9 protein-coding genes are annotated in these 13,578 nt (G+C 66.1%); 7 read left to right on the plus strand and 2 right to left on the minus strand.

The features are described from left to right. Positions 1-2: 2 nt before the first annotated feature. The gene (gene aceE, locus L880_RS0119480) at positions 3-2,717 is read right to left on the minus strand and encodes a pyruvate dehydrogenase (acetyl-transferring), homodimeric type (RefSeq protein WP_027477096.1); all 2,715 of its coding nucleotides are present in this window, start codon (positions 2,715-2,717) and stop codon (positions 3-5) included. 167 nt (positions 2,718-2,884) lie between these two features. On the opposite strand from aceE, the gene L880_RS0119485 reads away from it, so the two are divergent. The 7 genes from L880_RS0119485 to L880_RS34490 all read left to right on the plus strand — a co-directional run bounded on the left by L880_RS0119485 (position 2,885) and on the right by L880_RS34490 (position 12,796). Then, on the plus strand, positions 2,885-5,428 hold the full coding sequence (locus tag L880_RS0119485) for a PAS domain S-box protein (protein WP_027477097.1): 2,544 nt from the start codon (positions 2,885-2,887) through the stop codon (positions 5,426-5,428). A gap of 3 nt (positions 5,429-5,431) precedes the next feature. Further along, on the plus strand, positions 5,432-6,058 hold the full coding sequence (locus tag L880_RS0119490; RefSeq protein ID WP_019576848.1) for a response regulator transcription factor: 627 nt from the start codon (positions 5,432-5,434) through the stop codon (positions 6,056-6,058). Between the two features lie 86 nt (positions 6,059-6,144). Then, positions 6,145-7,002 (plus strand): bifunctional methylenetetrahydrofolate dehydrogenase/methenyltetrahydrofolate cyclohydrolase FolD, encoded by an 858-nt coding sequence (gene folD / locus L880_RS0119495; RefSeq protein ID WP_027477098.1) that lies wholly within the window; start codon positions 6,145-6,147, stop codon positions 7,000-7,002. 31 nt (positions 7,003-7,033) lie between these two features. After that, positions 7,034-9,055: a M3 family metallopeptidase gene (locus L880_RS0119500; protein WP_027477099.1), complete on the plus strand. Its 2,022-nt coding sequence runs from the start codon at positions 7,034-7,036 to the stop codon at positions 9,053-9,055. Between the two features lie 26 nt (positions 9,056-9,081). Continuing rightward, entirely contained in the window at positions 9,082-9,783 is a 702-nt protein-coding gene (locus L880_RS32930) for a glutaredoxin family protein (protein WP_084461457.1), read from the plus strand. Positions 9,784-9,980: 197 nt separating this feature from the next. Beyond that, the gene (locus L880_RS0119510; RefSeq protein ID WP_027477100.1) at positions 9,981-10,832 is read left to right on the plus strand and encodes a phosphate/phosphite/phosphonate ABC transporter substrate-binding protein; all 852 of its coding nucleotides are present in this window, start codon (positions 9,981-9,983) and stop codon (positions 10,830-10,832) included. Next, on the plus strand, positions 10,829-12,796 hold the full coding sequence (locus tag L880_RS34490) for a HAMP domain-containing sensor histidine kinase (RefSeq protein ID WP_051443437.1): 1,968 nt from the start codon (positions 10,829-10,831) through the stop codon (positions 12,794-12,796). Before L880_RS0119510 ends, L880_RS34490 begins: the two co-directional genes overlap by 4 nt. 55 nt (positions 12,797-12,851) lie before the next feature. Here the strand turns inward: L880_RS34490 and rpiA are convergent, their stop codons facing one another. After that, positions 12,852-13,538 carry a ribose-5-phosphate isomerase RpiA gene (rpiA, locus tag L880_RS0119520; protein WP_027477101.1) on the minus strand — a complete coding sequence of 229 codons (687 nt, stop codon included), beginning with the start codon at positions 13,536-13,538 and terminating at the stop codon, positions 12,852-12,854. Positions 13,539-13,578: the final 40 nt, after the last annotated feature.

Raw genomic sequence — 13,578 nt, forward strand, 5'->3', positions numbered from 1 at the left:
TATCAGGCGTACAGCGGGTTGATCTTGTCGGCCTGGATGCCGTACTTGGCAATCGCCTCGGCCACCTTGGCCACCGGCACCGTGCCCTCTTCGCTCAGCGCCTTGAGCGCGGCCACCACGATGTAGTGGCGGTTCACCTCGAAGTGCTCGCGCAGCTTGCTGCGGAAGTCACTGCGACCGAAGCCGTCGGTGCCCAGCACCTTGTAGGTGCGGCCCTTGGGGATGAAGGGGCGGATCTGCTCGGCATAGGCCTTCATGTAGTCGGTCGAAGCCACCACCGGGCCATTGTGAGCGGCCAGTTGCTGGGCCACGAACGGCACACGCGGGGTTTCCAGCGGGTGCAGCAGGTTGAAGCGCTCGGCTTCCTGACCGTCGCGGGTCAGTTCGTTGAAGCTCGGGCAGCTCCAGACGTTGGCGGCCACGCCCCAGTCCTTTTCGAGCAGTTCCTGCGCGGCAATGCTTTCGCGCAGGATGGTGCCCGAACCCAGCAGTTGCACGCGCGGGGTCAGCTTGGCGCCTTCCTTGCACAGGTACATGCCCTTGATGATCTGCTCTTCGGTGCCGGGGGTCAGGCCGGGCATCGCGTAGTTCTCGTTCAACAGGGTCAGGTAGTAGAAAACGTTGTCCTGCTTTTCAACCATGCGCTTCAGGCCATGGTGCAGGATCACGCCCACTTCGTGCGCGAAGGTCGGGTCGTAGCTGACGCAGTTCGGGATGGTGCCAGCCAGGATGTGGCTGTGACCGTCTTCGTGCTGCAGGCCTTCGCCGTTCAGCGTGGTGCGGCCCGAGGTGCCGCCCAGCAGGAAGCCGCGGGCCTGCATGTCGCCCGCCGCCCAGGCCAGGTCGCCGATGCGCTGGAAGCCGAACATCGAGTAGTACACGTAGAACGGCACCATGATGCGGTTGCTGGTGCTGTAGCTGGTGGCCGCAGCGATCCAGCTGCTCATGCCGCCGGCTTCGTTGATGCCTTCCTGCAGGATCTGGCCGGCCTTGTCTTCGCGGTAGTACATCACCTGGTCCTTGTCGACCGGGGTGTACTGCTGGCCTGCGGGGTTGTAGATGCCCACTTGGCGGAACAGGCCTTCCATACCGAAGGTACGGGCCTCATCCACCAGGATGGGCACCACGCGCGGGCCCAGGGCCTGGTCACGCAGCAACTGGGTCAGGAAACGCACATAGGCCTGGGTGGTGGATATCTCGCGGCCTTCGGCCGTGGGCTCCATCACCGACTTGAACACCTCCAGCGAAGGCACGGTGAACTGCTCGTCGGCCTTGGTGCGGCGGTGCGGCAGGTAACCGCCCAGGGCCTTGCGGCGCTCGTGCAGGTACTGCATTTCCGGGGTGTCGTCGGCCGGCTTGTAGAACGGGATGCTCGGCAGATCGCTGTCCGGGATCGGGATGTTGAAGCGGTCGCGGAAGATCTTGATGTCTTCGTCGGTCAGCTTCTTGGTCTGGTGAACGTTGTTCTTGCCTTCACCGGCCTTGCCCATGCCGAAGCCCTTGACGGTCTTGATCAGCAGCACGGTGGGCTGGCCCTTGTGCTTGGTGGCGGCGGCGTAAGCGGCGTACACCTTCTGCGGATCGTGACCGCCGCGGCGCAGCGCCCAGATCTGCTCGTCGCTCATCTTCGACACCATTTCGAGGGTGCGCGGATCGCGGCCGAAGAAATGCTTGCGCACATAGGCGCCGTCGTTGGCCTTGAACGACTGGTAGTCGCCGTCCAGGGTTTCCATCATGACCTTGCGCAGCGCGCCGTCCTTGTCGCGGGCCAGCAGCGGGTCCCAATCGGAGCCCCACAGCAGCTTGATCACGTTCCAGCCGGCACCGCGGAACTCGCCTTCGAGCTCTTGCACGATCTTGCCGTTGCCGCGCACCGGGCCGTCCAGGCGCTGCAGGTTGCAGTTGACCACGAAGATCAGGTTGTCGAGCTTTTCGCGCGCGGCCAGGCCGATGGCACCCAGCGATTCGACTTCGTCCATTTCACCGTCGCCGCAGAACACCCACACCTTGCGGTTTTCGGTGTTGGCAATGCCGCGGGCGTGCAGGTATTTCAGGAAACGGGCCTGGTAGATGGCCATCAGCGGGCCCAGGCCCATCGAGACGGTCGGGAACTGCCAGAACTCGGGCATCAGCTTCGGGTGCGGGTAGCTCGACAGGCCCTTGCCGTCCACTTCCTGGCGGAAATGCAGCAGTTGCTCTTCGGTCAGGCGGCCTTCCAGGTAGGCGCGGGCGTACACGCCGGGCGACACGTGGCCCTGGATGTACAGGCAGTCGCCGCCGTGGTTTTCGCTCTCGGCATGCCAGAAGTGGTTGAAGCCGGCGCCAAACATGTGGGCCAGCGAGGCGAAGGAGCCGATGTGGCCGCCCAGATCGCCGCCGTCCACCGGGTGGTGGCGGTTGGCCTTGACCACCATGGCCATGGCGTTCCAGCGCATGTAGGCGCGCAGGCGTTCTTCGATTTCGATGTTGCCAGGGCAGCGCTCTTCCTGGTCGGGCTCGATGGTGTTGACATAACCGGTGGTGGCCGAGAACGGCATGTCGATGCTGTGCTCGCGGGCGTGTTCGAGCAGTTGCTCAAGCAGGAAGTGGGCGCGCTCTGGGCCCTCGGCTTCGATCACGGCGGACAGGGCGTCCATCCACTCACGGGTTTCTTGGTTGTCCAGGTCTTGTGCCGGGTTGGCAGCAATGCCGGGCACGTGCTCGGGTTGGGCTGACATGCTTGTCTCCTGCTAAAGGGGTTGCGTCATGGTTTTTGACCGGGCGAGTGTCTCACAAAAATCTCAAATTTCAAATGATGACCTCTCATTTCACATTATGAATTTACATGGTTACCACCTCCGATACATGACCTGACACTTGAGCCCCCTCCTCTACACTTGGGGGCATGCAACCGTCTGATTCCGCCGTGCCGTCCAGCGCCGGCAAACTGCGCACCGTCGCCTGGATCCGCCACTGGTGGGGCCAACAATCGCCCAACCGGCAGGACCGCTTCGCCATGCTGGCGCCTCTGGTGGCCGTGGTGTTGTTTCTGGCCGCCATCGGTTCTGCATTCTGGTACCTGCGGGCCGAGGAAATCGAGCGCGAGCACGAAGCCGTGAAACGAGATGTGGAATACGCCCAGCAGCGCCTGCGCCTGCGCCTGCTGGAGCGCCAGGAGCAGCTGATGCGCCTGGCACGGGATGTGTCCAACCGCGAGCTCAACCGCAATGACTTCAATGCCCGCGCCGACAACCTGATCAACCAATACCCCGAACTGCAGACCCTGAGCTGGATCGACGAAAAGCGCCGCGTGCGCGCCTCGCGTGCCGCGCCCACCGTGCCAGCCGCTCGCCTGCTGACCACCGGCGACACCCTGCACGCCGGCGAAACCGACGACACCTACGGCCTGACCAAGGACCTGCAGCAACCCGTCTACTCGCAACCCCTGGGCAGCGAGGATTCGGCCCTGCTGCAGCTGCACGTGCCGCTCAACGAGCAGGGCCGTTTTGCCGGCGTGGTGGCGGCCGAATACTCAGTGGACGGTCTGCTGCGCTACGGCGCCCCGACCGAAGTGCTGGCCAAGTACGCGGTGTCGCTGATCGATGCCAAGGGCCACCTGCTGGCCGGCGCCGTGCTGCCGCCGCACAGCAAGGCCAGCCGCCTGCTGCCCTGGACGGTCAAGGCCAATGAGTTCGAAGTGCCGGTGTCCCCCATCGGCAACAGCCTGCTGCTGCGCGCCCAGGGCTACCGCACCTCGCTGGGCCTGATCGGCAGCGGGCAGTTCTGGCTGGTGGGCGTGCTCAGCGTCATGACCGCCTGGATGCTGATCGCCAACTGGCGCCACACGCGCCGGCGCGTGCGCACCCAAGAGGCCCTGGTGGCCGAGACCAATTTCCGCCGCGCCATGGAAAACTCCATCCTCACCGGCATGCGCGCGATGGACATGGACGGCAAGGTCACCTACGTGAATGCGGCCTTCTGCCAGATGACGGGCTGGACGGCCCAGGAGCTGGTCGGCCAGACCCCTCCCTTCTCGTACTGGCCCGAGGAAGACCACGCCGCGCTGGCCGCCCGCCTGCGCGACGAGCTCTCGGGCAAGACCATCCAGGGCGGCTTCCAGGTCAAGGTCAAGCGCAAGAGCGGCGCCCTGTTCGACGCCCGCCTGTATGTGTCGCCCCTGATCGACGCCCACGGCCACCAGACCGGCTGGATGACCTCGATGACCGACATCACCGAGCCCAACCGCATCCGCGAACAGCTCTCGGCCTCGTACGAGCGCTTCACCATCGTGCTGGAGGCGCTGGACGCCTCGGTGTCCGTGGCCCCGCTGGGCAGCGAAGAGCTGCTGTTTGCCAACAAGCTGTACCGGCTCTGGTTCGGCGCGCACACCGGTGGCCACCTGCAACTGGTGGCCCAGGCCGGCGTGCCCACCACCCAGTCGCAGGAGCAGTCGCTCGACGACGTGGACGGCCTGGCCGGCCTGCCCACAGAATCCCTCACCACCGCCCAGGCCGAGAACGCCGAGATCTTCGTGCCCGAGCTGGGCAAGTGGCTGGAAGTGCGCTCGCGCTACCTGAACTGGGTGGACGGCCGCCTGGCCCAGATGGTGATCGCCACCGACATCACCCCACGCCGCCAGGCCGAAGAACAGGCCGCAGCCCAGGCCGAACGCGCCCAGAACGCCAGCCGCCTGATCACCATGGGCGAGATGGCCTCCAGCGTGGCGCACGAACTCAACCAGCCGCTGACCGCCATCAACAACTACTGCAATGGCATGGTCTCGCGCATCAAGGACCAGCAGATCACCGAAGAGGCCTTGCTGGCCGCCCTGGAAAAGACCTCCAAGCAGGCGCAACGCGCCGGCCAGATCATCCAGCGCATCCGCTCGTTCGTGAAGCGCAGCGAACCCAACCGCACCCTGTCGGACATCGGCAGCATGGTCAACGAGGCGGTCGAGCTGGCCGAGATCGAGCTGCGCCGGCGCAATGTGCGCCTGAGCTACTACGTGGCCGCCCGCCTGCCGCGCCTGCTGGTCGACCCCATCCTGATCGAACAGGTGCTGGTCAACCTCATGAAGAACGCCTCAGAATCGATCGACGCCGCCGATCGGCCCTCGCCCCGGCGCAGCGTGGAACTGCGCGTGGTGCCGCGCCAGGTGGATGGCCAGAACGCGGTCGAATTCTCGGTGGTCGACACCGGCCAGGGCCTGGCCCCCGAGGTACTGGAGCGCCTGTACGAGGCCTTCTTCTCGACCAAGGCCGAGGGCATGGGCATCGGCCTCAATCTGTGCCGCTCCATCATCGAGTCGCACAGCGGCCGGATGGAGGCTGAGAACCTCTACAATGGCGCGGACATCACAGGTTGCCGGTTTTCCTTCTGGTTACCTGTGTCCCAACAGCCCATTGAGGGCGCTGCACGTTCTGCTGAACAGACAAGGATCCCGGGGTAACGCATGAGTTTGATTCCTAAGAAGGGCACTGTTTACGTTGTTGATGATGACGAAGCCGTCCGTGATTCCCTGCAATGGCTGCTCGAAGGCAAGGACTACCGAGTTCGCTGCTTCGAATCCGCCGAAGCCTTTCTGAGCCGCTACGACCCGCGCGAAGTCGCCTGCCTGATCGTCGACATCCGCATGGGCGGCATGACCGGCCTGGAGCTGCAAGACCGCCTGCTGGAGCGCCGCTCCCCGCTGCCCATCGTCTTCATCACCGGCCATGGTGACGTGCCCATGGCCGTCAACACCATGAAAAAGGGCGCCATGGATTTCATCCAGAAGCCCTTCAAGGAAGAAGAGCTGCTGGGCCTGGTCGAGCGCATGCTCGAACACGCCAAGGGCGCCTTCAGCGAGTACCAGCAGGCCGCCAGCCGCGATGCCCTGCTGTCCAAGCTGACCTCGCGTGAAGCCCAGGTGCTCGAGCGCATCGTCGCCGGCCGCCTGAACAAGCAGATCGCCGACGACCTGGGTATCAGCATCAAGACGGTCGAGGCGCACCGCGCCAACATCATGGAAAAGCTCAACGCCAACACCGTGGCCGACCTGCTGAAGATCGCGCTGGGACAGAACGCCCCGAAAGCCTGATCACCCCCTTTTTGCTATCAACGTCATAGCCAACTTCGCCCGCCTGAATGCTTCCAGCGGGCGTTTTTACTTGAGAATCCGAAAACATGACCGCACAACTCATCGACGGCAACGCCCTCTCCAAGCAACTGCGCGCCCAGGTGGCCGAACGCGCCGCCGCGCTCAAGGCCCAGGGCGTCACACCCGGCCTGGCCGTGGTGCTGGTGGGTGACAACCAGGCCAGCCAGGTGTACGTGCGCAACAAGGTCAAGGCCTGCCAGGACAGCGGCCTGCACTCGGTGCTCGAGAAGTACGAGGCCGACATGAGCGAGGCCGAGCTGCTGGCCCGTGTCGAAGCCCTGAACAACGACCCCAGCATCCACGGCATCCTGGTGCAGTTGCCGCTGCCCGCGCACATCGACGCGCAAAAGGTGATCGAAGCCATCTCGCCCCTGAAAGACGTGGACGGCTTCCACATCGCCAGCGCCGGCGCCCTCATGACCGGCATGCCCGGCTTCTGGCCCTGCACACCCTACGGCTGCATGAAGATGCTCGAATCCATCGGCTACGACCTCAAGGGCAAGCACGCCGTGGTGATCGGGCGCAGCAACATCGTGGGCAAGCCCATGGCGCTGATGCTGCTGCAGAAGAACGCCACCGTCACCATCTGCCACAGCGGCACCCGCGACCTGAAGGCCCAGACCCTGCAGGCCGACGTGATCGTGGCCGCCGTGGGCAAGCGCAACGTGCTGACCGCCGACATGGTCAAGCCCGGCGCCGTGGTGCTCGACGTGGGCATGAACCGCAATGACGAAGGCAAGCTGTGCGGCGACGTCGACTTCGACGGCGTGCGCGAGGTTGCCAGCCACATCACCCCCGTGCCCGGCGGCGTGGGCCCCATGACCATCACCATGCTTCTCGTCAACACCCTGGAAGCCGCAGAACGTGCGGCCGCAGGGGCTTGAAGCCAGCCTTTTCGGCGCCACCATCCAAAGCATGAGCAATCCACTCCTCGACTTCTCCGACCTGCCCCTGTTCGACCGGATCCAGCCTGACGACGCGGCCCCGGCCATCGACGCGCTGCTCGCCGATGCCAACCAGGCCCTTGAAACCGTCACCGCCCCCGAGTTTCCGGCCGACTGGCTGGCCATCGCCCGGGTGCTGGATGTGGCCACCGAACGCCTGGGTCGGGCCTGGGGCGCCATCAGCCACCTCAACGCCGTGGCCGACACGCCCGAGCTGCGCGCCGCCTACAACGAGGCCCTGCCCCGCGTCACCGAGTTCTGGACCCGCCTGGGCGCCGACGAACGCCTGTACGCCAAGTACAAGGCCATCGACGTGGCCAGCCTCAACCCCGAGCAGCGCCAGGCCCACCTGAACGCCGTGCGCAACTTCGTGCTCTCGGGCGCCGAGCTGCAAGGTGCCGCCCGCGAGCGCTTCGCCCAGATCCAGGAGCGCCACGCCGAGGTCACCCAGAAGTTCAGCGAGAACGCGCTCGACGCCACCGATGCCTTCGCCTACTACGCCAGCGAAGACGAGCTGGCCGGTGTGCCCGCCGATGTGGTGCAGGCCGCCCGCCAGGGCGCCGAGGCCGAAGGCCAGGCAGGCTACCGGCTCACGCTCAAGATGCCGTGCTACCTGCCGGTGATGCAATACGCCCATAGCAGCGCGCTGCGCGAAAAGCTCTACACCGCCTACGTCACCCGCGCCAGCGAACTGGGCGATGCCCGCTTTGACAACACCCCGCTGATCCGCGAGATCCTGGCCCTGCGCCACGAAGAGGCCCAGCTGCTGGGTTATGCCAACTTCGGCGAAGTGTCCCTGGTGCCCAAGATGGCCCATTCGCCCGCCCAGGTCAGCGAGTTCCTGCGCGACCTCAGCCGCAAGGCCCGCCCCTACGCCGAGCAGGACCTGGCCGACATGCGCCAGTTCGCCGCCACCGAGCTCGGCCTGGCCGACCCGCAACCCTGGGACTGGCCGTACATCGGCGAAAAGCTCAAGGAAGCCCGCTACGCCTTCAGCGAGCAAGAGGTCAAGGAGTACTTCACCGCCCCCAAGGTGCTGGCCGGCCTGTTCAAGATCATCGAAACCCTGTTCGAAGTCAGCATCCGGCGCGACCAGGCCCCGGTGTGGAACCCTGCGGTCGAGTTCTACCGCATCGAACGCCAGGGCCAGTTGGTGGGCCAGTTCTACCTCGACCAGCCGGCCCGCACCGGCAAGCGTGGCGGTGCCTGGATGGACGACGTGCGCGCCCGCTGGCTGCGCCCCGACAACGGCCAGCTGCAGACCCCGGTGGCCCACCTGGTGTGCAACTTTGCCTCGGGCGTGGGCGACAAGCCGGCCCTGCTCACGCACGACGACGTGATCACGCTGTTCCATGAATTCGGCCACGGCCTGCACCACCTGCTGACCCAGGTCAGCGAGCGCGACGTGTCGGGCATCAGCGGGGTCGAATGGGACGCCGTCGAGTTGCCCAGCCAGTTCATGGAGAACTTCTGCTGGGAATGGGATGTGCTGCGCCACATGACCGCCCACGTGGACACCGGCGAGCCCCTGCCGCGCGCCCTGTTCGACAAGATGATCGCCGGCAAGAACTTCCAGAGTGGCCTGGGCACCCTGCGCCAGATCGAGTTCTCGCTGTTCGACATGGAGCTGCACACCCGTGCCGACGCGCCCGACACCTTCATGGACGTGCTGGCCGCCGTGCGCCGCGAGGTGTCGGTGCTGCAGCCGCCGGCCTTCAGCCGCACGGCCCACACCTTCAGCCACATCTTCGCGGGCGGCTACGCCGCCGGCTACTACAGCTACAAGTGGGCCGAGGTGCTGAGCGCCGACGCCTATGCTGCCTTCGAAGAAAGCGTGCTGCCCGACGGCAGCCCCAACCCCGAGACCGGCCGGCGCTATCGCCAGTCCATCCTCGAGGCTGGCGGCAGCCGCCCGGCGATGGAATCGTTCAAGGCCTTCCGTGGCCGTGAACCCAGCCTGGACGCGCTGCTGCGCCACCAGGGCATGAACTGAGACCGACCCCACCTTGCTGAACGACCATGGCCGCCCCCACCTCAGCCCTCCAATCCCCAGCCCCGGCCACCCACCTGCGGGTGGCCGGGCCCCTGTTGCTCGGCGCCCTGCTGGCCCTGGGCGCGGGGCTGATGGCGGCCACGCCGGTGCACGCCCAGCAGGTCTACCGCATCGTGGGCCCTGACGGCAAGGTCACGTTCTCAGACCGTCCCCCCGAAAAGCCTGACGCCAAGGTGGCCACCGTGCGCTCCGGCAGCAGCCAGGCCGAGGCCAACAACGCCCTGCCGCCCGAATTGCGCCGCGTGGCCAACCAGTACCCGGTCACGCTCTATGTGACCCGCGATTGCGATGTCTGCAGCGCCTCACGCCAGCTGCTGGTCAGCCGCGGCATTCCGTTTGCCGAGAAGACCATCAGCTCCAACGCCGACATCAGCTCGTTCAAGCAGTTGAGCGGCAGCGACACCCTGCCGGCCCTGAGCATCGGCAGCCAGTTCCTGCGCGGCCTGCAAGAAAACGAGTGGAACAGCTACCTCGACGCCGCCGGCTACCCGGCCCAGATCCAGCTGCCCGCCGCCTACCGCCGCCCGGCCCCCGAAGCGCTGGTGCCGGCAGGCGACGCCCCTGCCAAGGCCGCCAGCGAAGCCAAGCCCAAGGCCAGGTCCCTGCCCGAAGTGCCGGTGGCGCCACGGCGGGCGACCGAAAGCAACCCTGCCGGGCTTCAGTTCTGAGCCTGCCCCGGGGCTGCGTGGCAGGCCCGGCCGGGCCGCCCACCGGGAAGACGACCTTGGTCAATCGAAGCGGCCCACAAAATACGCCACGGGCCCTCGATCCCACTAAACTCGGAGTCCGTCCATCGTCAGAAATGACCGGCCGGTATCGCTCAAGCGGGTTCATTGGAGCCGGCTGTCTTCCTCAAGGCTTTTTCATGCGCACATTCCTGCGGGCCCTGGCCCTGCTCATGCTCCTTCCCCTGCTGGCCCTGACTGGCGTGGCCTCAGCAGCCCAGGGCAGCCCGGCAACAGCACCTTTGCGCATCGGGGTGGCACCCCACTCCAGCGCCCGGGTGATCCTGGAGATGTACCAGCCGCTGCGCCTGTACCTGGAGCAGGCCCTGGGCAGCCCGGTCGAGATCGTGACTGCGCCCGACTTCACCGAATTCGCGCGCCGGGCCGTGGCCCAGCAATACGACATCGCCATCACCACCGGTCACCAGGCCCGCTTGCTGCAGACCGATGCCGCCTACCGCCCCTTGCTCACCTACCAGAGCGACTTCAAGGCCGTGGCCCTGGTCGGCCCCGACAGCCCTTACCGCAACCCGCAAGACCTCAACAACAAGCCCGTCATCGGCTTGTCGGCCAGCTCGCTGGTCACCCTGTGGGGCCAGCACTGGCTGATGCGCAACAGCGTCAGCAACACCACCATGCGCTATGTCAGCGCCTCCGACAGCGTGGGCCAGTTGCTGCTCAAGGGCGAAGGCAGCGTGGGTTTCATGTCCCTGGCCAATTTCCAGAACCTGCAGCCCGCCGTGCGAGACCGCCTGCGCGTGGTGGCCGAAAGCCTGCCCATGGCTGGGCGCGTGTACCTGCTCAACCAGCGCCATGCCAAGCGCTACGACGAGATCATGACCCAGCTGCGCGCCTTTGCCGAAACCCCCGAGGCCAAGCAGTATTTCAGCCGCTACAACCTGGGCGGCTACCGGCCGCTGGAGCCCCGTGAGCTGGTGGCCCTGGAGCCCTATGCCAACGAGGTCAGGCTCACCCTCAAGCAGCCCAAATGATGCGCGTGCACCTGCCTTGGCGCACCGTGCGCGGGCGCCTGCTCATGGCGGCCCTGGTGGTCGAGATGGTGATGCTGGCCCTGCTGGTGGGCAACAGCCTGCGCCTGCTGCACGACGCCATGGGCGACCAGGCCCGCGAGCAGGCCGATCAGATCGCCCCCGTGCTCTCGGCCGCCTTGGTGGCCCCGCTGGCCCAGTACGACTACGCCACCGTGCAGGCCGTGCTCGACGAAAGCCATGCCATCCATGGCATCGAGTACCTGGCCGTGACCGATGCCAGCGGTGAGGTGGTGGCCACCAGCGGCTGGCCGACCGGCAAGGCCTTGCCCCCGGTGACGGGTGACTTCAACCTCGATGCCGACACCAACCCACCGCGCTACGACATGGCCCTGTCCATCCGGCAGTCAGGCCAGACGCTGGGCAAGCTGCAGTTCGGGCTGGACCTGACCCGCATCCTGGTGGCGCGCAAGAAGCTGGTCACCCAGGGCGTGCTGATCGCCCTGTCGGAGCTGCTGCTGTCGGCCGGCCTGCTGACCCTGCTGGGCCTGCTGATCACCCGCCAGCTGTCCGTCCTGACCGCAGCCAGCCTGCGTGTGGCCCAAGGCCAGCTCACCATGGAGCCCGTACCCGAAGGGCAGGACGACGTGGGGCGGCTGGGGGCCGCCTTCAATGTGATGTCGCGCGCCATTGCCGAGCGGGTCGAGCAGCTCACCCGGGCCAACCAGGAGACCGCCGACATCGCCGCCTCGCTGCAGGAGCGCAACCACGAACTGGCGCTGAGCCACACCCAGCTCAGTGCTGAAAATGCCATCCGGCTCAAGACCCAGCAGGAGCTCGAAGAAGCCTTGCAGCGCATCGGTGACCGCAACGAGCAACTCAACGCCATCTTTGAACTGAGCCCCGACGGTTTTGTGGCCTTCGACAACCAGCAGCGCGTGAAGTACGCCAACCCGGCCTTCCACCGCCTCACGGGGCTGAGCCCCCACGAGGTGGTGGGCCTGGACGAAGACGCCTTTTCGCAGCGGCTGGCCCAGGCCTGCCTGCCCAAGGCCCGCTTTCAAGGGCTGCGGGCCTTGCTGGACGGTGCCAACACCGGCCAAGGACCGGGTCCGACAGGCGCCTCCACGGCGGGTCTGCGACATCAGATCGAGCTGGGAGCGCCGGTCCACCGCGTGTTGCAGGTGGCTTTGCGCGTGTCGGCGGCCGAATCGGTGTCGCAGATCCTGTACCTGCGCGACGTGACGCACGAGACCGAAGTCGACCGCATGAAGAGCGAGTTCCTGTCGCACGCGGCCCACGAGTTGCGCACCCCCATGGTCAGCATCTACGGCTACACCGAGCTGATGCTGCACATGCCCTTCAAGGAGGAAAAGCGCAAGGAGGTGCTGGGCATCATCTACCGCCAGTCCGAGCTGATGATCGCCATCATCAACGAACTGCTGGACCTGGTGCGCATCGAGGAGCGCCGCGGCCAGGACTTCGAATTCCAGGCCGTCGATGCTGATGCCCTGACGCGCCAGGTGGTGGTCGATTTCGGTGTGCCCGCCGGCCGACAAAGCCCGCTGATGCCCGCCGAAACCGGCCCCTTGTGGGTGCGCGCCGACCGCAAGAAGCTGATGCAGGCGGTGCGCAACATCGTCTCGAATGCCTACAAATACTCACCCGACGGGGGCGAGGTGAGCGTGAGCCTGCTGCAGTCCCACCCCGATCAGCCGGGTCGCCTGGGCATCCGGGTGCGAGACCAGGGCCTGGGCATGACGCCCGAGCAGGTCAGCCGGGTGTTTGAGCGCTTCTACCGCGCAGACGCTTCAGGCCAGATCCCGGGCACCGGTCTGGGGATGAGCCTGGTCAAAGAGATCATCGAACTGCATGGCGGCACGGTCGAACTGCAAAGCGAACTGGGCCAGGGCACCGAGGTGACCCTGTGGGTGCCCGTGATCACCGCGCCGGCCGCCTTGCCCTGAAGCCACAGTCCCCGGGTCGGCGCGCCCGCGTCGGCCCTGAGTACGTCGGGTCAGCTCAGTACGTCAGCGTTTCCACGCCCCGCGGCGTGCCCAGCAGGCACACGGCCGCCTTCTGGTGGGCAAACACGCCCACGGTCACCACGCCGGGCCACTGGTTCACTTCCGACTCGAAGGCCAGCGGGTCGGCAATCTTCAGGCCGCGCACGTCCACGATCACCTGACCGTTGTCGGTGATCAGGGGCTGGCCGTCCTTCAGGCGCACACTGCCCTCGCCACCCAGGGCGGCAAACTGGCGGATGATGCGCTGCGCCGCCATCGGGATCACCTCCACCGGCAGCGGAAAGCCGCCCAACACCGGCACCTTCTTCGATTCGTCGGCGATGCAGACAAAGCGCTTGGACAGGCTGGCCACGATTTTTTCGCGGGTCAGGGCCGCGCCGCCGCCCTTGATCATGTAACCCTTGCCATCGATTTCGTCGGCGCCATCGATGTAGACCGACAGACTGCTGACCTCATTGGCGTCCAGCACCGGAATGCCCAGGGCCTTCAGGCGGGCCGTCGAGGCCTCGGAGCTGGACACCGCGCCCGGGATCTGATCGCGCATGCTGGCCAGCGCATCAATGAACTTGTTGACCGTGGAGCCCGTGCCCACGCCCACGATTTCGCCCGGCACCACATAGTGCAGCGCAGCCTGGCCGACCAGGGCCTTGAGTTCATCTTGGGTGTAGGAGGTGGTGCTCATGGGGAATCCGAGGGAGTGAGGGAGGTAGTTGGGGGAAAAT

The sequence above is a fragment of the Curvibacter gracilis ATCC BAA-807 genome (assembly GCF_000518645.1).
Lineage (GTDB): Bacteria > Pseudomonadota > Gammaproteobacteria > Burkholderiales > Burkholderiaceae_C > Curvibacter > Curvibacter gracilis.

What these genes read in the sequence shown, in the direction of transcription:
- aceE (WP_027477096.1), bottom strand. Translation starts at nt 2,717, where the DNA reads ATGTCAGCCCAACCCGAGCACGTGCCCGGCATTGCTGCCAACCCGGCA.
- L880_RS0119485 (WP_027477097.1), top strand. Translation starts at nt 2,885, where the DNA reads ATGCAACCGTCTGATTCCGCCGTGCCGTCCAGCGCCGGCAAACTGCGC.
- L880_RS0119490 (WP_019576848.1), top strand. Translation starts at nt 5,432, where the DNA reads ATGAGTTTGATTCCTAAGAAGGGCACTGTTTACGTTGTTGATGATGAC.
- folD (WP_027477098.1), top strand. Translation starts at nt 6,145, where the DNA reads ATGACCGCACAACTCATCGACGGCAACGCCCTCTCCAAGCAACTGCGC.
- L880_RS0119500 (WP_027477099.1), top strand. Translation starts at nt 7,034, where the DNA reads ATGAGCAATCCACTCCTCGACTTCTCCGACCTGCCCCTGTTCGACCGG.
- L880_RS32930 (WP_084461457.1), top strand. Translation starts at nt 9,082, where the DNA reads ATGGCCGCCCCCACCTCAGCCCTCCAATCCCCAGCCCCGGCCACCCAC.
- L880_RS0119510 (WP_027477100.1), top strand. Translation starts at nt 9,981, where the DNA reads ATGCGCACATTCCTGCGGGCCCTGGCCCTGCTCATGCTCCTTCCCCTG.
- L880_RS34490 (WP_051443437.1), top strand. Translation starts at nt 10,829, where the DNA reads ATGATGCGCGTGCACCTGCCTTGGCGCACCGTGCGCGGGCGCCTGCTC.
- rpiA (WP_027477101.1), bottom strand. Translation starts at nt 13,538, where the DNA reads ATGAGCACCACCTCCTACACCCAAGATGAACTCAAGGCCCTGGTCGGC.